This is a genomic window from Micromonospora maris AB-18-032, from assembly GCF_000204155.1.
Classification (GTDB): domain Bacteria; phylum Actinomycetota; class Actinomycetes; order Mycobacteriales; family Micromonosporaceae; genus Micromonospora; species Micromonospora gifhornensis.
In genome coordinates, this window is sequence record NC_015434.1 from 2,354,246 (window position 1) to 2,377,731 (window position 23,486).

The window sequence follows — 23,486 nt, forward strand, 5'->3', positions numbered from 1 at the left end:
GTGACCAGACCGGCCCCCCTCGCCGGCGCCGGCCGGGTGGCCTCGGCTGCCGCGCTCATCGCCGTACTCACCGTGCTCAGCCGGGTGGCCGGGTTCGGGCGTACGGCCGTGTTCACCTGGGTGGTCCAGGACAGCGACCTGGGTGCGATGTACGTGCTGGCCAACACCGCACCCAACATCATCTTCGAGATCGTGGCCGGTGGGGCGCTGGCCAGCCTGGTCGTGCCGCTGCTCGCCGGTGCGGTCGCCGCCGGTGACCGGCGGGCGGTGGCGGCCACCACCGGTGCCCTGCTGACCTGGACGGTGACCCTGCTGGTGCCGTTGGCGGTGCTGTTGGCGCTGGGCGCCGGCCCGCTGATCAACCTGCTGGGGGACAGCCGGTCGCCGGAGGAACTCGCCGCCGGGGCCCGGATGCTGCGGGTCTTCGCGCCGCAGTTGCCGCTGTACGGCATCGGCATCGTGCTCAGCGGTGTGCTGCAGGCGCACCGCCGCTTCGCCTGGCCGGTGATCGCGCCGCTGCTGTCCAGCCTCACCGTGATCGTCGTGTACCTGGTCTTCGTCGGGGTCGCCGGGCCCGGGGCGAGCGTGGCGCAGGCCGGCCGCGGCGCGGAGCTGATCCTGTCGGCGGGCACCACCCTCGGCGTGGCGGTGTTGTCGCTGTCGCTGCTGATCCCGATCCGCCGGCTGCGGTTGCGGCCCCGCTTCGGCTACACGTTCACCGCCGACGCCCGGGCCCGGGTGGGTGGGCTGGCCGTGGCCGGGGTGGTGACGGTCACCGCCCAGCAGGTGGCGCTGGCGGTGATCCTGTACCGGGTCGCCGGTGGGCTCACCGAGGCGCCGCAGGTGTTCAACCTCGCCCAGACCTTCTACCTGCTGCCCTGGGCGGTGCTGTCGGTGCCGCTGGCCACCGCCGCGTACCCCACCCTCGCCGCGGCCTCCGCCGGCGGCGACGAGCAGACCTACCGTCGCACCCTGGCGGCCACGCTGCGTGGGGTGCTGCTGCTCAGCTTCCTCGGCGCTGCCGTGCTCGTCGGCACGGCCGGGCCGATCGGGCGGTTCTTTCCCCTCAACGCCGACGCCACCGCCCACGCCATCGCCGGGTACGCCCCCGGGCTGCTCGGGTACGGGCTGTTCGCGGTGCTCTCCCGGGCCCTGTACGCCCGGGGGGCGACCCGCTCGGCCACCGCCGCCATCACCGCCGGATGGCTTGTCGTCCCGCTGGCCCTGCTGCCGCTGTCGACGCTGCTGCCGGTGGCCGACCGGGTGCTCGCCGCAGCACTTGCCAACTCGGTGGGCATGCTGCTGCTCGGCGGGCTGCTGCTGCTGGCCGTGCGGCGCGCCGCCGGGCCGGTGGCGCTGGCCGGTGCCGGCAGGGCCGCCGGCGCGGGACTGCTGGGCGCCACCGCGGGGACGCTGGCCGCGCTGGGCCTGCTGCGGCTGCTCGCGGACGCCGACGGCACCCCGACGCGGTGGGTGGCCCTCGGGCAGGGCATGCTGTCCGGAGCCTTGGTCGGTGTCGTGTTCCTCGCCGTGGTCTGGTTGGTCGACCGACGCGACGTGCGTCCGGTGCTGGCCGGGCTGCGCCGACGGCTGCCGGCCCGCGTACGGGGTAGGCAGGCGGACGGGAACCGCCCGGAGCAGGCCGACGGGAAGGGGTGATCAGCCGGTGGGCACGCCTGAGCGGACGGGCACGGTGGTGCTGCTGCTGGCCTCCAGCACCGGTGGTGTCGGACAGCACGTGCGGGCACTGACCCGCGGGTTGACCGCCGCCGGGCTGCCGGTGCTGGTCTGCGGGCCCGCGGCGACCCAGGACCAGTTCGACTTCGAAGCGGCCGGTGCCCGGTTCGCGGCGGTGGAGATCCCGGCCAGCCCCGCCCCCGGTGACGCCCGGGCGGTCGCGGTGCTGCGTCGGGTGCTCGCCGACGAGCAGGTCCGGGTCGTGCACGCGCACGGACTGCGCGCCGCTCTGGTGGCGGTGCTCGCCCGACCGTCCGCCCCGCTGGTGGTCACCTGGCACAACGCGGTGCTCACCGGTGGGTTGCGGGGCCGCATCTCGCGCCTGGTCGAGCGGATCGTCGCCCGGGGCGCCCGGGTCACCCTCGGCGCGTCGGCCGACCTGGTCGACCGTGCGGTCGCGCTCGGTGCGCCCGACGCCCGGCTGGCGCCGGTGGCCGCGCCGGTGCTGCCTGCGCCGCGTCGAGGGCGCGCCGCCGTACGGGCCGAGTTCGCCGTCGCCGCCGACCAGCCGTTGATCCTCTCGGTCGGTCGGTTGCACCCGCAGAAACGCTACGACGTGTTGATCGACGCCGCGGCCCGGTGGCGGGAGCGCACCCCGCCCCCGGTCGTGGTGATCGCCGGCAGCGGGCCGGCGTATCTGCCGCTGGCCGCCCGGATCAGTGCCGTGCGCGCGCCGATCACCCTGCTCGGGCACCGCACCGACGTGGCGGACCTGCTCGCCGCTGCGGACCTGGCCGTGGTGACCAGCGACTGGGAGGCGCGTCAGTTGTTCGCCCAGGAGGCGTTGCGTGCCGGCGTACCGCTGGTGGCCACCGCGGTGGGCGGCCTGCCGGAGCTGGTCGGCGACGCGGCCGTGCTGGTGCCGCCGGGCGACGTCGACGCGGTCGACGCGGCGGTGCAGAGCCTGCTCGACGACGACGCCGGCCGCGTCGAGTGGGGGCGGCGTGGCGCGGCGCGGGCAGCGACGTGGCCCACCGAGACGGACACCGTCGCCCAGGTGGTCGCGCTCTACGCCGAACTGGCCGCGCCGGACGCCGACGCCTCGTCGACGGGACGTCGGTGATGCTGCGACGAGTCGCTCCGATCGTGCTCACCCTGGTCGTGGTGGTGGTGGGCATCTTCGCGTTGGCGGCGGGGCCGCGGACGCCGCCGCCTCGACCCGGCGCCGACTTCGTGGTGCTGGTCGGGGTGGCCGGGCTGCGGTGGGACGACGTCGACCCGCAGCGCACCCCGACGCTGTGGCAGTTGGCCCGCGAAGGGTCGATCGGGTCGCTGTCGGTGCGTTCGGCCTACCGGCCCACCTGCCCGCTGGACGGCTGGTTGACGCTGGGGGCGGGCAGCTTCGCCGGGTGGACCGGCGGTCAGCGGGACGGCACGTGCCCGCCGACCGAGGTGAGGGTGGACAAGCCGGACCGTATCGGCGCGAACCTGCCGGAGCAGGAGAGCGTGGTGATGCACAACCAGGACCGGCTGCCGTGGGGCACGGTGCCCGGCGCCCTGTCGGAGTCGGTGCGCTGCTCGGTGGCGGTCGGTCCGGGCGCGGCGGTGGCCGCCGCCCGACCCTTCGGCCGGGTCGACCGGTACGAGCCGACCCTGCCGGCGGATCCGGCCGGGCTGCTCGGCTCCTGCGTGCTCAGCATCGTCGACCTGGGCACGGTCGCCGGCACCGACCCGGCCGAGCGGGCGGCGGCGGCCCGCGACGCCGACGCGCAACTGGCCCGGGTGCTGGCCGCCCGGCCACCGCACTCGCTGGTGATCGTGGCCGGGGTCGCGGACACCGAACAGCCGTCGCGGCTGCACGTGGCCGTCGCCGACGGGCCGGGTTGGGACAACGGCTGGTTGACCTCGCCGACCACCGGGCGTCGCGGCTACCTGCAACTGATCGACCTCGCGCCGACCGCGTTGACGGCGTTGGGCCGTCCGATGCCGGACCGGCAGTTCCTCGGTCGACCCGCCGAGTCGGTCGGTGGCCGGCCGGACGACCTGGCCGCGGCGATCGCCGAGCCCGCCGACGCCGACCGGGAGGCCGCCGCGCAGCGGGAGGTCGCCGGCGGATTCTTCATCCTGCTGGCCGGCGTGCAGGTGGCGCTGGCGGTGGCGGTGCTGCCGCTGCTGCGCCGTGCCCGCCGACACGCCGGACCGTACGGTCCGAAGCCGGTGTCCCGGCGGGTGGTGGCGGTGGTGGAACTGCTGCTCGTCGCCGCCGCGCTGGCCATGCCGGCGGCGCTGCTGGCCGAGGCGGTGCCCTGGTGGCGCAACACCTACCCGGCTGTCACCTTCGCCGGGCTGACGGCTGCGCTGCTCGCCGCCGCGACGCTGCTGGTGCGACTCGCGCCGGGCTACCGCAGCACCCTCGGCCCGCTGGGTGCGGTGGCCGGATTGACCATGCTGGCGGTCGGTCTGGACGTGGTCACCGGCGCGCGCCTGCAACTCAACGGGGTCATCGGCTACTCCGCCCTGGAAGGCGGCCGGTACGCCGGGCTCGGCACCGTCGGGCTCGGCGTGTTCATCGCCGCCTCGCTGCTGACCGCCGGATGGCTGGCCCAGCGGGTGCGTCGCGAGTGGCGGCCGACGGTGATGGTGCTGATCGGTGGTGCTGCCGTGGTGGTGGTCGGCAGCCCCTACCTGGGCGCCGACTCGATCGGGGCGATCGCGTTGACCGCCGGGGTGAGCGTGGCCGCGGCGATCAGTACCGGCGGCTGGCTGACCATGACCCGGCTGGCCTGGGCGGGCATGGCCGGGCTGGCGGTGATGATCGGGTTCGCGGTGGTGGACCTGGGTCGTCCGCCCGGCGAGCGGGGGAGCCTGGGCCGGTTCCTCGCCGCCCTGGGCGACGGTACGGGCGGGTTGACGGTGCAGCGGTCCAGCGCGTCGAGCTTCCAGACCCTGGTCAACAGTCCGTTGACGGTGCTGGCGCTGGTCGGGGCGCTGTTGCTGTGGTTCGCGCTGCTGCAACCGTGGGGCGGCCTGCGGCGGCTGTTCGGGATCTATCCGGCGATCCGTGCGGCGATGGCGGGCACCGGTGTGGCGGTCGGGATCGGTGGCGTGCTGGGCGCGGTGGCCCTGGACGTGGCCGGTGCGGCCGCGGCGGTGGTGGTGCCGATGGCGGCGCTGTCCGCGCTGCGGGTGCTCGACCACGCCGCGGACCGGACCCGACCCGCCACCGACCGCCCCCAGGACGCCGGGCCGTCCGATGCCGGGCCGCCTGCTGCCGGGCCGTCGGATGCCGGTTCGTCCGATGCCGGGCCCGCTGACGCCGACCGCTCTGATGCCGCCTCGCCGCAGGCCGGGGCGTCGGATGCCGACTCGTCGGGCGCCGGGGCGGTCGGTGCCGGCGACGAGGGCAGCGGCGCCGCCCCGGCGGGCGACGCCGGGGCGTCGCACGAGCCGCGACGCGACCGGGGCCGGGCGATACGGTCATCGGCCGAGGTGGCGACCGGGTGAGCCGATGAGGCGTACCTCGGGTGCGCCACCAGGCCCGCACCGGGAAGGTGTTAGCGTGGAATCCCGTGGATCGCGTGATCACTTCGCTGATCGGCTCGGCGGTCTGCACGACCGCGACGGACGACACGGGAGCAGGCCTTGGCCCCAACAGCACGGACGACCAGGCACATTTTCGTCACCGGGGGAGTCGCCTCCTCGCTGGGTAAGGGGCTGACCGCCTCCAGCCTCGGTAACCTGCTGACCGCGCGGGGACTGCGCGTGGTGATGCAGAAGCTCGACCCCTACCTCAACGTCGACCCCGGAACGATGAACCCGTTCCAGCACGGCGAGGTCTTCGTCACCGAGGACGGCGCCGAGACCGACCTCGACGTCGGCCACTACGAGCGTTTCCTGGACCGGGCGCTGTCCGGCAAGGCGAACGTCACCACCGGCCAGATCTACTCCGACGTGATCGCCAAGGAGCGGCGCGGCGAGTACCTGGGCGACACCGTCCAGGTGATCCCGCACATCACCAACGAGATCAAGTCCCGGATCCTGGCGATGGGTGACCCGGACGACGACGGCCGTACCCCCGACGTGGTGATCACCGAGGTGGGTGGCACGGTCGGTGACATCGAGTCGCTGCCGTTTTTGGAGGCGATCCGTCAGGTCCGCCACGACCTGGGCCGGGACAACTGCTTCTACCTGCACGTGTCGCTGGTGCCGTACCTGGCGCCGTCGGGGGAGTTGAAGACCAAGCCGACGCAGCACTCGGTGGCGCAACTGCGCAACATCGGCATCCAGCCCGACGCGATCGTCTGCCGCTCCGACCGCGACATCCCGGACAAGCTCAAGCACAAGCTGTCGCTGTACTGCGACGTCGACGCCGAGGCGGTCATCGCCGCCCCGGACGCGCCGAGCATCTACGACATCCCCAAGGTGCTGCACCGCGAAGGCCTCGACGCGTACGTGGTGCGTCGGCTCGGGCTCTCCTTCCGCGACGTGGACTGGGACGGCTGGGACGACCTGCTGGAGCGGGTGCACCAGCCGCAGCGCACCATCACCGTCGCCCTGGTCGGCAAGTACGTGGACCTGCCGGATGCGTACCTGTCGGTCAGCGAGGCGATCCGGGCCGCCGGGTTCGGCAACCGGGCCCGGGTGCAGCTGCGCTGGGTGCCCAGCGACGACTGCGTCACCCCGACGGGCGCGGCGGCCGCCCTGGCCGGTGTCGACGGCATCGTCATCCCCGGTGGCTTCGGGGTCCGTGGCATCGAAGGCAAGATCGGCACCGCCCGGTACGCCCGGGAGAACGGCATCCCGCTGCTCGGGCTCTGCCTCGGCCTGCAGTGCATGACCATCGAGGTGGCCCGACACCTGGCCGGACTCGAAGGGGCCAACTCGGTGGAGTTCGACGCCGAGGCCGTGCACCCGGTCATCGCCACCATGGCCGACCAGGAGGACATCGTCGCCGGCAAGGGCGACCTGGGCGGCACCATGCGGCTGGGCGCGTACCCGGCGAAGCTGGCCGAGGGGTCGATCGTCGCCGAGGCGTACGGCAGCACCGAGATCAGCGAACGGCACCGGCACCGCTACGAGGTGAACAACGCCTACCGTGACCAGCTGACCAAGGCGGGGCTGCACATCTCCGGCACCTCGCCGGACGGGCGGCTTGTCGAGTTCGTCGAACTGGACCGCGAGCTGCACCCGTTCTTCGTGGCCACCCAGGCGCACCCGGAACTCAAGAGCCGTCCGACCCGGCCGCATCCGCTGTTCGCCGCGTTCGTGCAGGCCGCTGTGGCGTACTCGCAGGCCGACCAGCTTCCGGTCGACCTGGACGCCGCCGAGCGGGTCACCCGCAACGGCACCGCCGCGCCGGCGACGTCCGCGTCGTGAGCGCGGTCGAGCACCGCTACGAGGTGCGCTCCCGCCAGGTGCGCTACTCCGGGCGCATCTTCGAGGTGGTCTCCGAGGAGGTCACCATGCCCGGCGGTGGCACCGCCACCCGTGACCTGGTCCGGCACGTCGGCGCGGTGGCGGTGGTGGCGCTCGACGACGCCGGTCAGGTGGTGTTGATCCGGCAGTACCGCCAGCCGGTGCGCCGACGGTTGTGGGAGTTGCCGGCGGGGCTGACCGACGTGGCCGGCGAGGACCCGGCGGTCACCGCGGCACGGGAGTTGGCCGAGGAGGTCGACCTGACCGCCGGTCGTCTCGACGTCCTGGTCGACCTGCACAGCTCGCCGGGCTTCACCGACGAACTGGTCCGGGTCTTCCTGGCTCGCGATCTGGCCGACGTGCCTGAGCAGCAGCGCCACGACCGGCACGACGAGGAGGCCGACCTGCAGATCGTCCGGATCGACCTCGACGAGGCGGTCGGCATGGTGCTGGCCGGCGAGATCACCAATGCGTCCTGTGTGGCCGGGCTGCTCGCCGCCGCCCGCGCCCGCGACGCCGGCTGGTCGGCGCTACGCCGGGCGGACGCCCCACTGCCGGGCTGAGCCGGGAGCAGACGACGCGCAGGGGCCGGGCGAACATCGCCCGGCCCCTGCGTGCTGTCACGGGTCAGTCGCGCAGCGGACGCCCCTGCGCGTCGGTGCCACCGTTGACCAGGATCAGGATGCCGTCGATGAGGCCCCAGAGGCTGCCGACACCGCAGGTCACGAAGGTGACGATGATCTGGATGACAGCGGTTTTGGTGTCGCCGATGTAGAAGCGGCCGGCACCGAATCCGCCCAGCAGGATCTGCAGGATGCCCGCGACGACTTTGCTCTTGTCAGAAACGCCCTGGGGAATCCCGGGCTGAGGGGGATATGTCATGAGGCGACACAGTAGTGATCCATCCGGCGGCCCGTGTGACCGGCATGCCATGAGTGGGACGATGCGGCCGATCACCGTCTGGACGGCTGACCTGCCACTCCGCCGAAGGGTGGGGTGCCGCACCTGACACTTCGTCAACGTCCGCGGGCACCAGGTGTCACAGTGCATGCTCCGACGTGGTGCCGAGCCCGAATAAACTGCGCCGACAGGACCGGTTGTCCGTGTAGTGGCAAAGGGGCCACCACATGCCGCGTAGTCGGGTTAGCGGTCCGGCGGAGAGAGGGTCTGCATCGTGAAGGTCGGCATTCCCCGCGAGGTCAAGAACCACGAGTACCGGGTGGCGATCACGCCTGCGGGAGTCAACGAGTTCACCCGCAACGGTCACCAGATCTTCGTCGAGGCCGGCGCCGGAGTCGGGTCGAGCATCACCGACGAGGAGTTCGCCGCCGCCGGCGCCAAGATCCTGGACACCGCCGACGAGGTATGGGAGACCGCGGAACTCGTCCTCAAGGTCAAGGAACCGGTCGCCGAGGAGTACCACCGGATGCGTGAGGGGCAGGTGCTCTTCACCTACCTGCACCTGGCCGCGTCCCCCGACTGCACCCAGGCGCTGCTCGACCGCAAGGTCACCGGCATCGCGTACGAGACGGTGGAGCTGCCCGACCGGTCGCTGCCGCTGCTCGCCCCGATGTCCGAGGTGGCCGGTCGACTCGCCCCGCAGGTCGGCGCCTTCTACCTGATGCGTACCGGCGGGGGTCGGGGCGTGCTGCCCGGCGGCGTCTCCGGCGTCTACGCGGCCAAGACCGTCGTCATCGGCGCCGGTGTCTCCGGCATGAACGCCGCCGCGATCGCGCTGGGCCTGCAGTCCGAGGTGCTGCTGCTGGACATGAACGTCGGCCGGCTGCGGCAGGCCGACGCCATCTACCGGGGCCATCTGCAGACCGTCACCTCCAACGCGTACGAGATCGAGCGGGCGGTGCTGGACGCGGACCTGGTCATCGGCGCGGTGCTGGTGCCCGGCGCGAAGGCCCCCAAGCTCATCTCCAACGAACTGGTCTCCCGGATGAAGCCCGGCAGCGTGCTCGTCGACATCGCGATCGACCAGGGCGGCTGCTTCGAGGACTCGCGGCCCACCACGCACGCCGACCCGGTCTACAAGGTGCACGACTCGATCTTCTACTGCGTGGCGAACATGCCCGGCGCAGTACCGAACACCAGCACGTACGCACTGACCAACGTCACCCTGCCGTACGCGCTGGAGCTGGCCAACCACGGCTGGCGTGAGGCGTCCCGCCGCGATCCGGCGCTGGCGCTGGGCCTGAACACACACGACGGACAGGTCGTGTACGGCCCGGTCGCGGAGGCACACGACCTGCCGACCACCCCGTTGGCCGAGGTGCTGGCCTGACCGGCCGCACCCCGACCGCCGCAGCGGACGGAGCCGGCACGGGCCACCAGCCCGCGCCGGCTCTGCGCCGCGCCCTGCGCGGCTACCTCGACCACCTCACCGTCGAACGGGGCCTCGCCGCGAACACCCTGGTGGCCTACCGCCGGGACCTGGACCGCTACCTGAACAGCCTGGCCGCCGCCGGGGTGAGCGACCTGGCCGCCGTCCCCGCCGGCGAGATCGAACGCCACCTGGCCCGGCTGCGCGCCGGTGACGACGGGCATCCGCCGCTGGCCGCCTCATCAGCCGCCCGCGCCGCCAGCGCCGTGCGGGGCCTGCACCGGTTCGCGCTGCGCGAGGGCCTCGCCGCCGCCGACCCGAGCCGCGACGTGCGACCACCCACCCCGCCGCGCCGGCTGCCGCGCGCCCTGTCGCTGGACGACGTGGTCCGACTGCTGGACGCCGCCGGACCGGTGCAGGCCGCCGGGGACACCGCGCCGCTCGCGCTGCGCGACCGGGCACTGCTGGAGTTCCTGTACGGCACCGGCGCCCGCATCTCCGAGACCGTCGGCCTCGCGGTGGACGATGTGGACCTCACCGACGCGGTGGTGCAGCTGCGCGGCAAGGGCGGACGGGACCGCCTGGTGCCCATCGGCGGGTACGCGATGCAGGCGCTGGGCGCCTACCTGGTCCGGGCCCGCCCCGGGCTGGTCGCCGCCGGCCGCGGCACCCCGAGGGTCTTCCTCAACTCCCGGGGCGGTCCGTTGACCCGCCAGGGCGCCTGGATGATCCTGCGCCGCGCCGCCGAACGCGCCGCTCTGCCCGTCGACGGGCCGCAGGCGGTCTCCCCGCACACGTTGCGCCACTCGTACGCCACCCACCTGCTCGACGGCGGCGCCGACGTGCGGGTGGTGCAGGAGTTGCTGGGGCATGCCTCGGTCACCACCACCCAGGTCTACACTCTGGTCACCGTCGACCGGCTGCGCGAGGTCTACGCCACCGCCCACCCACGTGCCCGCGATTGAGCGGCCCTGGTCGGTGCCGCTGGCCGACACGCCGAGCGGGTGCCGAACGCCCTGCTCGCCGGTGGCGTACAGTCGGCAGCGCAGCCTTGGCGGTGAGATGACCGGGGTGTGCAGCGGCGCCGCAAAGGACGTCGGGCGGCTCCGACGCCGGATGGTCGTCGGGAGGGGGCAACGAGGACATGGCTGGCAACGGTGACCGTGCCGAGACCTGGACGTCGGAGCTCCGCGAACAGCAGAACGCCCTCGGTGCGGACCTGGGGCCCGCCGACCCGGCCGCCTACACAATGCGCAAGCCCATCCCCGAGCCGATGCCCACCGACCGGCACGGCCCGGCGCGGATCATCGCGATGGCCAACCAGAAAGGCGGCGTCGGCAAGACCACCACCACCATCAACCTGGGTGCCGCGCTGGCCGAGTACGGCCGCAAGGTGCTGCTCGTCGACTTCGACCCGCAGGGCGCCCTCTCGGTCGGCCTGGGGGTCAACCCGCACAACCTGGACCTGTCGGTCTACAACCTGCTGATGCAGGACGACGTCACCGCCGAGGACGTCCTGATCAAGACCGACGTGGCCGGTCTGCACCTGCTGCCCGCCAACATCGACCTCTCCGCCGCCGAGATCCAACTGGTCAACGAGGTCGCCCGGGAGATGGCCCTGGCGCGGGTGCTCAGGAGCGTCCGCAAGGAGTACGACTACATCCTGATCGACTGCCAGCCCTCCCTGGGCCTGCTGGCGATCAACGCGTTGACCGTCGCGCACGGCGTGCTCATCCCGCTGGAGTGCGAGTTCTTCAGCCTCCGCGGCGTGGCGCTGCTGCTGGACACCATCGACAAGGTCCGCGAACGGCTCAACTTCGACCTGGAACTCGAAGGCATCCTCGCCACCATGTACGACAGCCGCACCACCCACTGCCGGCAGGTGCTGCAACGGGTGGTGGAGGCATTCGGCGACAAGGTCTACCAGACGGTGATCACCAAGACCGTGAAGTTCCCCGAGTCCACCGTCGCCGGCGCCCCGATCACCACCCTCGACCCGGCCTCCTCCGGAGCCCGCAACTACCGCCAGCTCGCCCGCGAGGTGATCGCCGCGCAGGCGGAGCGGTAGGCTCCGCAATCCCGTGGCCAGGCCGTGGACTACGGTCGTCGGCGTGACCGCCCCGCCCCTCGACCCCGCCGCCGCGGACGATCAGACGCCGGTGGCCGATCCGGACGCGGTCGACGGTGCCGACACCGGCAAGTTCACCGTACGGCTGGCCAACTTCACCGGCCCGTTCGACCTGCTGCTGCAACTGATCGGCAAGCACAAGCTGGATGTCACCGAAGTCGCCCTGCACCAGGTCACCGACGAGTTCATCGCCTACATCCGGGCCATGGGTGACGACTGGGACCTCGACGAGGCCAGCGAGTTCCTGCTCATCGCCGCCACCCTGCTCGACCTGAAAGCGGCCCGGCTGCTGCCCTCCGCCGAGGTGGAGAACGAGGAGGACCTCGCCCTGCTGGAGGCGCGGGATCTGCTCTTCGCCCGGCTGTTGCAGTACAAGGCGTACAAGGAGGCGGCGGCGCACATCGCCGCGCTGGAGGAGGTCGGCGGACGCCGCTACCCGCGCGCGGTGACCCTGGAACCCCGCTTCGCCGAAGCCCTGCCCGACCTGGTGCTCGGCATCGGCCCGCAACGGCTGCTCAAGCTGGCCGTGAAGGCGATGACCCCGAAACCGATCCCCGAGGTCTCCATCGCCCACGTGCACATGGTCCGGGTCAGTGTCCGGGAACACGCCGGGATCATCGCCGAACGACTGCGCCGCGCCGGCACCGCCACCTTCTCCCTGCTCTGCGCCGACTGCGAGGCCACCCTGGAGGTGGTGGCCCGCTTCCTCGCCCTGCTGGAGCTGTACCGGCAGGGGGTGGTGGCCTTCGTGCAGGAACAGGCGTTGGAGGAGCTGACCGTACGCTGGACCGGACCCGCCGACGGCGGACCGGCGCTGACCATCGACGAGTACGCCGGCGCCCCCGCCGAGCCGGCGGAGAACCCGACGGCACCGGCCGCCGAGACGGATCCGGAACCCGGGTCGGTCGTCGACACGGATCCGGGGCCCGCGCCGGTGGTCCACACGGATCCGGGGCCCGTGGTGGTGGTCGACACGGTGACGGACTCGGGGGCCGTGTCGGGAAGCGAAGCAGGCACGGACGGGACGGCAACGAGGCAGGAGCACGCCGGATGAGTCACGAGGAACGCCGGGATTCGCTTGCCGACCAGGCAGCCGCCTGGATCCCACCCTGGCAGCGTCCCGCTCCACCCGCCGAGACCGCCACCACCGTGCCTGCCCAGGCGCGGCCCACCGACGATGCCGTCGACGACACCGGTGAGTCCGGCCCGCAGAGCCCGACCGAGCCGCCGCAACTGGACGCCGACGACACCCCGCCGCCGGCCGGCGACGGGCAGGCATCCGACGCGTCGGTGACCCTTCCCGCCGGCGAACCGGTTGCCGACGAGCCGGCAGCGGATGCGTCGCCGACGCTTGCGGTCGGTGAACCGGTTGCCGACGAACAGCCGACAGATGCGTCATCGACGCACTCGGTCGGTGAGCCGGGTGCCGACGAACAGGGGACAGATGCGTCATCGACGCACTCGGTCGGTGCACCGGGTGCCGACGGGCAGGCGGCCGGTGAGCGGGCCGGGACGGCGGTGGGGGATGCCGGCGCAGGGCGCAGGCAGCGGTCCGGGCGGGCCAGGCCGGCACCCGAGCCGACGCCGCTGCTGGACGACACCGAACTGCGGGGCGCGTTGGAGGCGATCCTGCTGGTGGTGGACGAACCGGTCAGCGAGCTGACCCTGGCCCAGGTGCTGGAGCAGCCGCCGGAGCGGATCGGCCCGATGCTCGACGACATCGCCGCCGGCTACACCGCCGCCGGACACGGCTTCGACCTGCGGCGGGCGGCCGGTGGCTGGCGGCTGTACACCCGGCCGGAATACGCCAGCTACGTGGAGCGCTTCATCCTGGACGGGCAGTCGGTGCGGCTCACCCAGGCCGCCCTGGAGACCCTGGCCGTGGTCGCGTACAAGCAGCCGGTGACCCGGTCGCGCATTTCCGCCATCCGCGGTGTCAACTGCGACGGGGTGATCCGTACCCTGGTCTCCCGGGGGTTGGTCGAAGAGTGTGGCACCGAGTCCGACAGTGGGGCGTACCTGTACCGGACGACCACGATGTTCCTGGAGAAACTCGGCCTCAACAGCCTCGACGACCTGCCGCCGCTGGCCCCGTTCCTCCCCGACGACGTAGAAGAGCTTGCTGATGCCTCGCGATAACCGCACCCCCTCGCCCGACGCGCCCGTCTATACCGGCCCGGAACGCCTGCAGAAGGTGCTCGCCGCCGCCGGTGTCGGCTCCCGGCGTGCCTGCGAGGACCTGATCTTCCGGCGGAAGGTGACGGTCAACGGGCGGGTGGCGCAGCTCGGCGACAAGGTCGACCCGGCCACCGCCGTCATCCACGTCAACGGTGAACGACTCCAGGCCGACACCCGGCTGGTGTACCTGGCCATGAACAAGCCCCGCGGGGTGGTCTCCACCATGGCCGACGAGAGGGGCCGCACCGCGCTGGCCGACTTCCTCAACAACCGGGTCGAGCAGCGGGTCTACCACGTCGGGCGGCTCGACGCGGACAGCGAGGGCCTGCTGCTGCTCACCAACGACGGCACCCTCGCGCACCGGCTGATGCACCCCTCCTACGGGGTGCAGAAGACCTACCTGTGTGAGGTGGCCGGGCCGATCCCGCGCAACCTGGGCAAGCGGCTGGCCGCCGGCATCGAGCTGGAGGACGGGCCGGTGAGCGTCGACGCGTTCCGGGTGGTGGACAGTCTGGGGCGTACCGCCCAGGTCGAGCTGAGCCTGCACGAAGGACGCAAACACATCGTCCGGCGGCTGCTCGCCGAGGTCGGGCACCCGGTGAGCCGGCTGGTGCGTACCGCCATCGGGCCGATCCGGCTCGGCGACCTGCGCAGCGGGCGGACCCGACGGCTGACCAACGCGGAGGTCGCCGCCCTGTTCAAGGCCGTGGGTGACTGACCGCGCGGTCGCGGGTACCGCTGAGGGTAGGCTCGCGGACGGCCCGGCGGGCCGTGGGGTTCGGCGCCGGGCATGATGGGACATGTGTGTCAACCGCTTGCGTGACGTCGGTGACGGCGGATCGTGAGGTACGGGCTGAGGAGGACAACGGTGGGAGAAAACGTACCGATCGGGCGCTGCGTCGTCGCTGTGGACGGGCCGTCCGGTTCGGGTAAGTCCACCGTGTCGCGACGGCTCGCGACCAGCCTGGGCGCCCGTTACCTGGACACCGGCGCGATGTACCGGGCCATCACCTGGGCGGTGCTGCGCTCCGGCGTCGACCTCAACGACGCGCACGCGGTGGCCAAGGTCGCCGGCGAGGTCGACCTGCGCATCGGCACCGACCCCGAGGGGTACGCCGTGACCGCCGACGGGGTGAACGTCGAGACCGAAATCCGAGGCGCCGACGTGACCGCCGCCGTGTCCGCGGTGGCCGCCGTACCGGCGGTGCGGGCGCTGCTCGTCGCCCGGCAACGCGACATGATCGACAAGGCGGGCCGGATCGTGGTCGAGGGCCGCGACATCGGTTCCGTGGTGGCCCCCGACGCCGACCTGAAGGTCTACCTCACCGCCTCGGCTGCCGCGCGGGCCGCCCGCCGCAGCGCCGAGAACGCCTCCGACGTCGCCGCCACCGCCGCCGACCTGGCCCGGCGCGACCAGCTGGACTCGACCCGCAAGGCCGACCCGCTGGCCCAGGCCGCCGACGCCGTGGTGCTCGACAGCACCGAACTGGGCATCGACGAGGTCGTGGCCCGACTGCGTGAGCTGCTCACCGAGCGGGGCGTGGCGTGAGCAACGACGACGGTTGGGTGGAGCTGCGGGAACCGGACCTCGACACCGAGGAGCCGACCGGCCCGCAGCCGGTGGTTGCCGTGGTCGGCCGACCCAACGTCGGCAAGTCCACTCTGGTCAACCGGATCATCGGCCGCCGCCAGGCGGTCGTCGAGGACGTACCCGGGGTGACCCGCGACCGGATCCCCTACGACGCGCAGTGGTCCGGCCGGTCCTTCACCGTGGTCGACACCGGCGGGTGGGAACCGGACGCCAAGGACCGGGCCGCCGCGATCGCCGCGCAGGCCGAGACGGCCGTGGCCACCGCCGACGTGGTGGTGTTCGTGGTCGACGCGACGGTGGGCTCCACCGACGTCGACGAGGCGGCGGTGAAGATGCTGCGGCGCAGCGCCAAACCGGTCATCCTGGTCGCCAACAAGGCCGACAACGCCAACATCGAGCTGGAGGCCACCTCGCTGTGGTCGCTCGGCCTCGGCGAACCGCACCCGATCTCGGCGCTGCACGGCCGTGGTTCCGGTGACCTGCTCGACGCCATCATGGCCGCGCTGCCCGAGGCACCGAAGATCGTGGAGAACCGCCCGCGCGGCCCACGACGGGTGGCGCTGGTCGGCCGACCCAACGTCGGCAAGTCCAGCCTGCTCAACCGCTTCTCCGGCGAGGAACGCGCGGTGGTCGACTCGGTCGCCGGCACCACCGTCGACCCGGTGGACAGCCTGGTCACCATCGGCGGCGAAACCTGGCACCTGGTGGACACCGCCGGCCTGCGCAAGCGGGTCGGCAAGGCCAGCGGCACCGAGTACTACGCCAGCCTGCGTACCGCCGCCGCGATCGAAGCGGCCGAGGTGGCGGTGGTGCTGCTCGACTCCAGCGAACCGATCAGCGAACAGGACCAGCGGATCCTGTCCATGGTCACCGAGGCCGGCCGGGCCATGGTCATCGCCTTCAACAAGTGGGACCTGGTCGACGCCGACCGTCGGTACTACCTGGACAAGGAGATCGACCGGGAACTGCGCCGCATCCCGTGGGCGATCCGGCTGAACCTGTCGGCGATGACCGGTCGGGCCGTCGACAAGCTCGCCGCCGCCCTGCACCGGGCGTTGGACAGCTGGGAGACCCGCATCCCCACCGCGCAGCTCAACGCCTGGCTCACCGCCCTGGTCCAGGCCACCCCGCACCCCGTACGTGGGGGACGGGCACCGCGGATCCTGTTCGCCACCCAGGCGGGCGTGGCTCCGCCACGGTTCGTGCTGTTCACCACCGGCCCGCTGGACGCCGGCTACCAACGCTTCGTCGAGCGCAAGCTCCGCGAGGAGTTCGGCTTCGAGGGCAGCCCCATCGAGATCTCGGTACGCCCCCGCAAGAAGCTCGGCCCCGGCGGCCGAGGCAAAGCACACGGCTGATCTGCTTCCCGGGCCCAGGTGAGAGGCTGCTTGCCCTCCCACCTGGGCCCGCCCTCTTCACCCTCCTTCCTAGGACACTTTAGAGGTAGTGACCTGTCCGGCTCAGGGGGTCGGTGGGGGTGGGGGCTGTGCGACGGATGGGAGAAGCTGCGCTAAGCTGTACCGGCTGTCGCGGGCAAGGTCCGGCGGTAGCAACGGGACGTGGCGCAGCTTGGTAGCGCACTTGACTGGGGGTCAAGGGGTCGTCGGTTCGAATCCGGCCGTCCCGACAGCACGAAAAGAGGCCGTCGACCGGGATATTCTCCCTGGTCAACGGCCTCTAATTCGTGCCGGGGTAGTAGGGGTTTCCTGATCTAGACGGCGCGTAGCTGGGGACCACCTGGGGACCGGCGGGCCTTCAAGTGAGCGCTGAGCGCCGTTCCGGCGTCCGTGATCGACTGCCGGTCGGGGTGTAGGTAGCGCTGGGTCGTGGTCAGCGATCCGTGTCCGGCAATCTTCCGTAGGACGTGCACCGGTACGCCTGCGTCGGCCATCCAGGTAAGGCCGGTGTGCCGCAGGTCGTGTCGGCGTAGGTGCTCAAATCCCAGCGTGGTGACCACCTCATCCCAATGCGTCGCGTCACGGAGAACTGCGGTACTGATCCGGCCACCGCGTGGCCCGGTGAACAGCCGGGAATCGGGTTTGGTCACGGCGTCCAGGCGGTGAGCCACGATCGGCCGTACCTCTTCGATCAGCGGCACGGTCCGGGCGCGCTTTCCCTTGGTGCCCTTGTCGATGAGACCACCGGGGCTGGGTGTGGTTTGGCGGCGTACCGTCCACATCCACGTTTCCCGGTCGATGTCCTCGGCCCGTACGCCGGAAACCTCACCGATTCGAGCGGCGGTGCAGGCGGCGAATATCACCACGTCGGCCCACCCGGTGAAGTGATTCGCGGACCGGTCGACCAGGGCAGCGGCAAGCTTGGTCAGCGTCTCCCAATCGGGCAAAGCCAGCGAGCGCGGATCGTCCAACTCATCGGCGGCCCGCTGGTATTCGCGTTGCCACCCGGTCACCTGTGCCGGATTCCGTTGGATGATGCCGTCCCGTACGGCCTGTTCCATCACCCGGACCAGCACGGCGAGACTGTTCTTCACCGTGGATCGGCTGTATTCGTCGGCGATCCAGGAATGCACCGCCCGATCCACCGCACCATTGGTAATCATCCGAACAGGAATGTGCCCGAGCGTCGGCACCACCCGCTTACGCCACCCCGCCAGGTACGGATCAAGCGTCTTGCGTTCCAAGCCGCGTAGGGCCAGCGTCATCACGCTCTCGCCGTACTCGGCGAGTCGCTTGGTAGCGGCGACCGGGTCGACGCCACCTTGTGCGGCGCTGGCCATGCCGTCGATCCAGGCTTGCGCTTCTTCCGGTGTGGCGACCGTCGTTGACTTGGACATCCGGCGCTTGCTGGTCGGGTCGGTCCACCGCACCCGCGCCCGGTAGGGCCGGTCGCGGCCGGGCCGGTGCTCCACATCGGTGGCCAGCCGTACACCGATCGGTGGTTGCTGCGGCGACGCCATCAAGCCGCCTGCGGGTAGACACGACGGGCCGACAGCCACCGCTCAACATCGGCCGTCGCGTACTTCACCACCCGGTCAGAGATCTGGATGAACGGCGGACCCTGCAACGGTTGGAGAGTGCGCCACCGCCGGATGGTCGACGGGTCGACGTCCAGCAGCTCGGCAAGCTCCTCGGTGGACATGAACGGCTTTGGCGAGAGCCGAATGATGTCGCCTCCTTCCGGGGCGGGCATATCTGGTGAGGCATTCTGCGTCACGAGTCGCACGATGCGCGCCTTTCTGACACGAAGTGGCATCTGTGAAGGGCAGAGAAATGTCGGGTGCAGAGGGGCGTAGAACGGCCCACTGAGAGCGCCGTGGGGCCACGTTCCGGGGTGTCCGGTGGTGTGGGTGTGGCCGAATGCGGCTGAGGGCTTCTCAGCGGGCCGTTCTGGTGGGGGTACTGGTCACCACGGCGTGGTGGTTGGGGTGTCCCGGTGGCCGGGGGTATCCGTACCATCCGTACCAAGCTCGTTTTGGCTGGTCAGGGGTGGTACGGATTGGTTCGCGGTACGGATTGATGCGTACCGGGGGCGGTGGTGAGGGTGCGTCGTGGTACGGATCGATCCGTACCGGCGGGGTGATCCGTACCGGGAATGACCTGCGGGTATGAGGTTGGTACGGATGGTACGGATACCTCGGTGGAAGGGGTTTCGGGTGTGGGGCAGTAGCGCTGCCATGCGTCGGTGAAGGCGTCGCGGGTGTAGCCCTTGGCCTGCCCGACGGGGAAGCGGATGGTCTCCGATCGGATGTCGAATTCTCGGAGCAGGTCGCCGAGTTTCTTGCCGGTGAGGCCGGATGGTCCGCTGTCGGCCCAGGGTGCTTCGGGGTCGCCGTTGAGGGCGGCGAGGAGGTCGGCGGTGGGCGCGGCGGTCGGGTCGCCGAGGGTGGTGAAGGCGGTGCGGATGTCGGCGAGTAGGCGTACCCGGTGGGAGACGTTCCCGGCTCCGTCGGCTTCGGCGGTCAAAATGGTGACGGCCTGTCGGGCGCGTTGGGGCCAGGTGCCCCCGGCGAGGTCGGCGACGGCTACCAGGGGTTCCCAGGTGTCGGCGGCGCGGTCCTCTACCGGCATGGGTGGTTCTGCGGCTTCGAGCGCGGTGAGGTTGGCGTGTAGCCATCGGGCCAGTTGTTGGGCGACGGCGCGTAGGGCGGGGCCGTCTCGGCGGTGCCGGTAGGGGGCGACTTTCTCGCCGGGGGCGCGGCGGCGCATGCGGATGACCACGGCGCGGTCTTCGATGGTGTCGGGCATCGCGCCGATTCCGGCGAGGGCGGCCATGGCGAAGGTGGGGATCTTCTCCAAGCTTTGGGTGTTGTTGTCCCAGCGGATGGCGGGGCGGTTGCGTTGGTGTCCGGCGTTGAGCAGGCCGCGTAGGTCTTCGTTGGCGTCGGCGTTCTTCCCGCCGAAGAGGGTGTCGGCTTCGTCGACGAGCAGCGTCGGCGGGTGGCCGGTGCCGATGGCCCGGTACACGGCGGCAGGTGAGGCGTTGACGGTGATGAGCGGGTCGTGACAGGTGCCCTCCACCACGTCGAGAAGCCGGGACTTCCCGCACCGCTTCTCCGGTGCGCGGATGACCAGGCGGGGCGCGTGCGCCCACGCGGCTTGAGCGTGGGTCGCGGCGATCCACAGCGCCACCGCGTCGACGGCCTCAGCGCTGGGGAGGATGACGTACTTGGTGAGGCAGGCGTGTAGGGCGTCGAGGATCGCCACGCCGTCGTGGTGCTGGTCAGTGTTGGTCGGTTGGTGGGTCATGCGGCGAGTCCTTCGGCGCGGAAGCCGCCTCGGATGGCGGCGCGGATGTCGCGGTCGGTCTGCTCGGCGCGACGCCCGGCGTCGGTGAGAACGGCGACGGCGTCGGCCTGGTCGATGGCCCCGACGGCGACCATGCGCGCGACGCCGCGCGCCGCGCCGTAGAGGGTGGTGCGGCGGGTGCCTTCCGGTGCGTCGGTGACCGCTTGCAGGTGCGCGGCCAAGAGCCGGTCGGGGAAGGAGATGCCCCCCGCCTCGCGGGTGGTGGTCGGCATGGTCGCGGCCACCGGTGGTGTCGGCGGGGCCGGTCGGCAGGCGGTGACCAGCGCGGGGGCATCTCCTCCATCGCCCGGTCCGGTGCCCACCGGTATGCACGGCCGGTACGCGGGTGCACGCTGGGCGGAAGCACGACGTACCCGCCGTCGGCTTTGACGTCGATACCGGGACCTAGCCCCTGTCCGGGCTTGCCTTGACTGCATGGCACCGGTTGTCCGGGGTGCCGGTAGTAGAGGTGCAGGCCACCGGAGCCGGTGACCACGTACGCGGTGGGTGGCAACAGCCCGTCGGCGATCAGGGCGTTCATGCTGTCCCGGCCACCGTGCGCCGGGTCGACGTCGACCACGACCACGCCCGACGCGGCACCGGTTCGCAGGGCCAACTGTCCGGTGGGGACGGCGCGCACGATGGCGGCGGCGCGGTCGGGGTCGGTGGTGGCGGCGTAGAAGCCGTGGCAGGTCAGGCAGGGGCAGGCTTCCCGGTCGTGGCCGGCGGTGGTGGTGGCGCAGTCGGGGCAGTTGGCGACGGGGCGTTTGGTGCGGCCGAGCATGAACACCGGCCACCCGCGTGCCACGTAGTCGAGGGCAGCCGTGAGCAGTGCGGATAGGTCGGGCATGGGGTTCCTCCCAGCGTCGACGGGTGTGGAGACAGGTTCGGGTCGGCCAGCGAGGGCCGACGGCGTGTGCGTGGGGCAGCGAGGGCCTTGCAGGTACGGGCGGACCTGGTCAGGGCTGTGGCAGTAGCGCCGGTCAGCGCCGATCCAGTGCCCGCACCGGGGAGCGGTGAGGGCCATACGTCGGGCCGTCTTCCGTGCGCGGCGGTGGATGGCCAGCACGGGCGGAAGGCTGGCCACCCGGTGATGAGCGCGCGAAGCGCGCCGATCAGGGTTGTGGGTTTTAGCGGCCGGGGCGCAGGAGTGCCCAGAGCACGAATGCGGCGACGGCGACCACGGCGGCGGTGGTGAGGGCGAGGCTGGTGAGGTCGCGGATGAGCCAGCCGGTGACGCGGGCGCGGCCGATGGCGGCTTCGGCGTGCCAGGCGACGCGTTCGACGCGACGGCCGAGAGGTATACCGAGGGTGATTCCGAGGATGGTGCCGACAGCGAGCGCGGTGAGCGCGACGGCGGCGAGGTTCATCGATGCTCCCGGGTGGTGGGCAGGGCAGGGCGGGCCGTGGATCCCACGGAGATCCCACGGCGGGTTTGTCTAGGTGAGGGGCCGTGGAATCGGTGTGGAATCCACGTGGATTCCACGGCCCCGGCAGGGTTGCGTCAGGCGGTGCGCAGGATGCGGTATCGGCCGTTGCGGTTGATCGCCATGAGCAGCGGTTGGTTACCGGTGGTGAGTTCGGCGAGGGCCTTGGACAGCCACTTGGCGGTGTAGCCGGTGGCGGCGAGCACGTCGCCGAGGTCGGCCGGGCGTACCTCGGTCTCGCCCTGGGCGGCGAGTGCGGCGATGTGCTCGCGCAGGATCACGCGGGCCTGTTCCGGGCTGCTCTGCTGGGGCAGGGCGAGGGAGAAGCGGCGCGGGGTGGGGGTGGTGTCGAGTTCCTGGGCGGGGTCGACGTTGTCGGGCGGGTCGTGGGGGTTGACGCCGGGGCGGGCGGCCATGGCGGGTACCTCCTGATCCCTGCCACCGTCGCCGTGGGCGGTGGGGCGTGGGCCGGGTGACGGCTTGGCGGTGGTGGGCATGACGGGGGCCAGAGCGCGGGCGGTGACCGGGTCGAGCGGCTGCCGGACCTGTGCCCACCCCGTGACGGCGGCGGCCAGGTCGCCACGCTGGGCCAGTTCGGAGCGGCACGGGATCGGCCACCGGCCGGTGGGGATGCCGGGTGATTCGATGTAGAGGTATCCGGGCTTGCTGCTCCCCCATGTCTCCGGCGACGCCCCGGCGTCGACCGTCTCTCCGGACAGGGCCAACGATGGGTCGTCGCGGCTGTCGATGCCGAAACACACGTTGGTGGCGAACTGGCTGCGGAGGGAGGTCGGTGCCCGGTCGTGGGTCCAGCGCTGCTGAGACAGCACCAGGGAGATACCGGCCGACCGCGCCCGCTCCGCCACCTGGACGAGGGCGGGGTGACCGGACCATGCCGCGGATTCCTCGACCCACACGAGCAGATGCGACAGCGAGCAGCCCGGCATCCACTCGGTGAGGTCTTCCCGGCCGAGTGCTTCGGTGCGGGCCGGGATGACCTTCTCGGCGAGGATGTCGAAGAACGCTTCGGCGTGCTCATCCTCGGTGACCAGCAGTGTGAGGCCGTCTTTGACCGGCTTCACGGTCTGGTCACGCTTCACCGTGTCGACCACCACCAGCGCGCCGTCGGCGCGGGTCAGGTAGTCGGTCATCACGACCAGCGCCCATTCGGTCTTGCCGGAGCCGGTCATGCCGGTGGCGCGGACGTGGGTGGCGGGGCGGACACCGGGGCGGCCGGTCAGCCACAGTCCGACCTGTTCGCCGTCCTCGGCGACACCGAACCGAAGCGGGGCGTCGCCGACGGAGCGGCCGGGAGCGGACGGTCCGCCCCACGCGATGGTGTGTCGGAGCTGGTCGACCGGTACCACCTCGATTCGGCCGGTGCGGACACTGTCCGGGTCGCGGTGCACCCGCACCGCCGACGGCGCCACGTCCAACGCTGAGGCGATGGCATCGCGGGATCCTTCGACGTCGGCGAGGGTGTCGCCGTGCGGCATCGCCACGTTGGCCTTCACCTTTGCCCCGTCGACGGTTGGCCGTCCGATCCGCGCGTCCTTGAGCGCGGCGACCGCGTCGGCGAGGCCACCGCCGGTGGTGCGGGTGGCCTGTTCGTCGGGGTTGGCCTTGGCCATGAGCCGCATGACCGCGACCGCCACCGAGGCGGTGAGCGTGCCCCCGGCCCACAAGTCCAGCCAGGGCCGTTCCCACGGCGCGGCGATGGTCGCGCCGAGCATCCACAGCGATCCCGACGCGGTCAACAGCGTGGCGATGCGCTGCCGGATCACGCCACGGGCACGCCCGGCGAACCAGGTCAGCGCGGTCAACCCGCCACCGGCGGCGGTGAGCCCGGCAGCGGCCCACGGATTGGACCCCCACCAGTGATGCGAGGCGGCGGCCACCGGCCACGCCAGCAGGCACCCGGTCGGGCACACCAGGTACGGCAACGCGGCCGACCGCAGGTCCACGGAGTACGACATCGGGGACAGCCCGCCGTGAC

Annotated in this window: 18 protein-coding genes, 1 tRNA gene and 2 pseudogenes; 14 read left to right on the top strand and 7 right to left on the bottom strand. The window is 71.9% G+C overall.

Annotated features, from left to right (window positions below; translation table 11 throughout):
• The 5 genes from murJ (at position 1) to VAB18032_RS10845 (ending at position 7,655) form a co-directional block, all read left to right on the top strand.
• Entirely contained in the window at positions 1 to 1,659 is a 1,659-nt protein-coding gene (murJ, locus tag VAB18032_RS10825; RefSeq protein ID WP_043723729.1) for a murein biosynthesis integral membrane protein MurJ, read from the top strand.
• 7 nt (positions 1,660 to 1,666) lie between these two features.
• Positions 1,667 to 2,800, top strand: coding sequence for a glycosyltransferase family 4 protein (locus tag VAB18032_RS10830; RefSeq protein WP_013732858.1), 1,134 nt, complete (start codon positions 1,667 to 1,669; stop codon positions 2,798 to 2,800).
• A complete protein-coding gene (locus tag VAB18032_RS10835; protein WP_013732859.1) occupies positions 2,800 to 5,181 on the top strand; it encodes a hypothetical protein in 2,382 nt (793 codons plus the stop codon). Before VAB18032_RS10830 ends, VAB18032_RS10835 begins: the two co-directional genes overlap by 1 nt.
• Positions 5,182 to 5,319: 138 nt before the next feature.
• Positions 5,320 to 7,053, top strand: coding sequence for a CTP synthase (locus VAB18032_RS10840; protein WP_043720374.1), 1,734 nt, complete (start codon positions 5,320 to 5,322; stop codon positions 7,051 to 7,053).
• On the top strand, positions 7,050 to 7,655 hold the full coding sequence (locus VAB18032_RS10845; RefSeq protein ID WP_013732861.1) for an NUDIX domain-containing protein: 606 nt from the start codon (positions 7,050 to 7,052) through the stop codon (positions 7,653 to 7,655). Before VAB18032_RS10840 ends, VAB18032_RS10845 begins: the two co-directional genes overlap by 4 nt.
• Positions 7,656 to 7,719: 64 nt before the next feature.
• Here VAB18032_RS10845 and VAB18032_RS10850 read toward each other — a convergent pair whose 3' ends face one another.
• Positions 7,720 to 7,974: a TM2 domain-containing protein gene (locus VAB18032_RS10850; RefSeq protein ID WP_013732862.1), complete on the bottom strand. Its 255-nt coding sequence runs from the start codon at positions 7,972 to 7,974 to the stop codon at positions 7,720 to 7,722.
• Between the two features lie 292 nt (positions 7,975 to 8,266).
• Between VAB18032_RS10850 and ald the strand changes: the two genes are divergently transcribed.
• From ald to VAB18032_RS10895, 9 genes and pseudogenes are all read left to right on the top strand, one after another.
• Positions 8,267 to 9,382: an alanine dehydrogenase gene (gene ald, locus VAB18032_RS10855; protein ID WP_013732863.1), complete on the top strand. Its 1,116-nt coding sequence runs from the start codon at positions 8,267 to 8,269 to the stop codon at positions 9,380 to 9,382.
• Entirely contained in the window at positions 9,379 to 10,386 is a 1,008-nt protein-coding gene (locus VAB18032_RS10860) for a site-specific tyrosine recombinase XerD (protein WP_050814581.1), read from the top strand. The genes ald and VAB18032_RS10860 overlap by 4 nt, the downstream gene beginning before the upstream one ends.
• Positions 10,387 to 10,565: 179 nt before the next feature.
• Positions 10,566 to 11,489, top strand: coding sequence for a ParA family protein (locus VAB18032_RS10865; RefSeq protein ID WP_013732865.1), 924 nt, complete (start codon positions 10,566 to 10,568; stop codon positions 11,487 to 11,489).
• 24 nt (positions 11,490 to 11,513) lie between these two features.
• A pseudogene (locus VAB18032_RS10870) lies at positions 11,514 to 12,603 on the top strand (segregation and condensation protein A).
• A 236-nt stretch (positions 12,604 to 12,839) separates the two neighbouring features.
• On the top strand, positions 12,840 to 13,688 hold the full coding sequence (scpB, locus tag VAB18032_RS10875) for an SMC-Scp complex subunit ScpB (RefSeq protein ID WP_043723733.1): 849 nt from the start codon (positions 12,840 to 12,842) through the stop codon (positions 13,686 to 13,688).
• Positions 13,675 to 14,445: a pseudouridine synthase gene (locus VAB18032_RS10880; RefSeq protein WP_013732868.1), complete on the top strand. Its 771-nt coding sequence runs from the start codon at positions 13,675 to 13,677 to the stop codon at positions 14,443 to 14,445. The genes scpB and VAB18032_RS10880 overlap by 14 nt, the downstream gene beginning before the upstream one ends.
• A 150-nt stretch (positions 14,446 to 14,595) precedes the next feature.
• A complete protein-coding gene (cmk, locus tag VAB18032_RS10885; protein WP_013732869.1) occupies positions 14,596 to 15,276 on the top strand; it encodes a (d)CMP kinase in 681 nt (226 codons plus the stop codon).
• Positions 15,273 to 16,676 carry a ribosome biogenesis GTPase Der gene (der, locus tag VAB18032_RS10890; RefSeq protein WP_013732870.1) on the top strand — a complete coding sequence of 468 codons (1,404 nt, stop codon included), beginning with the start codon at positions 15,273 to 15,275 and terminating at the stop codon, positions 16,674 to 16,676. Before cmk ends, der begins: the two co-directional genes overlap by 4 nt.
• 195 nt (positions 16,677 to 16,871) lie before the next feature.
• A tRNA-Pro gene (locus tag VAB18032_RS10895) sits at positions 16,872 to 16,945 on the top strand.
• Positions 16,946 to 17,029: 84 nt separating this feature from the next.
• On the opposite strand, the gene VAB18032_RS10900 is transcribed toward VAB18032_RS10895, so the two are convergent.
• The 6 genes and pseudogenes from VAB18032_RS10900 to VAB18032_RS10925 form a co-directional block, all read right to left on the bottom strand.
• Positions 17,030 to 18,235: a tyrosine-type recombinase/integrase gene (locus VAB18032_RS10900; RefSeq protein ID WP_013732871.1), complete on the bottom strand. Its 1,206-nt coding sequence runs from the start codon at positions 18,233 to 18,235 to the stop codon at positions 17,030 to 17,032.
• Positions 18,235 to 18,468 (bottom strand): helix-turn-helix transcriptional regulator, encoded by a 234-nt coding sequence (locus VAB18032_RS10905; RefSeq protein ID WP_013732872.1) that lies wholly within the window; start codon positions 18,466 to 18,468, stop codon positions 18,235 to 18,237. Before VAB18032_RS10905 ends, VAB18032_RS10900 begins: the two co-directional genes overlap by 1 nt.
• Positions 18,469 to 18,758: 290 nt before the next feature.
• Positions 18,759 to 20,024, bottom strand: a complete 1,266-nt coding sequence (locus VAB18032_RS10910) for a DUF3631 domain-containing protein (protein ID WP_013732873.1) — start codon at positions 20,022 to 20,024, stop codon at positions 18,759 to 18,761.
• Positions 20,021 to 20,913 (bottom strand): annotated as a pseudogene (locus VAB18032_RS10915) (bifunctional DNA primase/polymerase). The gene VAB18032_RS10910 and the pseudogene VAB18032_RS10915 overlap by 4 nt, the downstream one beginning before the upstream one ends.
• Positions 20,914 to 21,193: 280 nt before the next feature.
• On the bottom strand, positions 21,194 to 21,433 hold the full coding sequence (locus VAB18032_RS10920; RefSeq protein WP_013732875.1) for a hypothetical protein: 240 nt from the start codon (positions 21,431 to 21,433) through the stop codon (positions 21,194 to 21,196).
• Between the two features lie 134 nt (positions 21,434 to 21,567).
• Positions 21,568 to 23,466 carry a conjugal transfer protein TraB gene (locus VAB18032_RS10925; protein ID WP_232510773.1) on the bottom strand — a complete coding sequence of 633 codons (1,899 nt, stop codon included), beginning with the start codon at positions 23,464 to 23,466 and terminating at the stop codon, positions 21,568 to 21,570.
• Positions 23,467 to 23,486: the final 20 nt, after the last annotated feature.

Coding starts and splice junctions, on each gene's coding strand:
- VAB18032_RS10835 (WP_013732859.1), top strand. CDS start 2,800: ATGCTGCGACGAGTCGCTCCGATCGTGCTCACCCTGGTCGTGGTGGTG.
- VAB18032_RS10850 (WP_013732862.1), bottom strand. CDS start 7,974: ATGACATATCCCCCTCAGCCCGGGATTCCCCAGGGCGTTTCTGACAAG.
- VAB18032_RS10865 (WP_013732865.1), top strand. CDS start 10,566: ATGGCTGGCAACGGTGACCGTGCCGAGACCTGGACGTCGGAGCTCCGC.
- VAB18032_RS10880 (WP_013732868.1), top strand. CDS start 13,675: ATGCCTCGCGATAACCGCACCCCCTCGCCCGACGCGCCCGTCTATACC.
- VAB18032_RS10900 (WP_013732871.1), bottom strand. CDS start 18,235: ATGGCGTCGCCGCAGCAACCACCGATCGGTGTACGGCTGGCCACCGAT.
- VAB18032_RS10905 (WP_013732872.1), bottom strand. CDS start 18,468: ATGCCCGCCCCGGAAGGAGGCGACATCATTCGGCTCTCGCCAAAGCCG.
- VAB18032_RS10910 (WP_013732873.1), bottom strand. CDS start 20,024: ATGACCCACCAACCGACCAACACTGACCAGCACCACGACGGCGTGGCG.
- VAB18032_RS10920 (WP_013732875.1), bottom strand. CDS start 21,433: ATGAACCTCGCCGCCGTCGCGCTCACCGCGCTCGCTGTCGGCACCATC.
- VAB18032_RS10925 (WP_232510773.1), bottom strand. CDS start 23,466: ATGTCGTACTCCGTGGACCTGCGGTCGGCCGCGTTGCCGTACCTGGTG.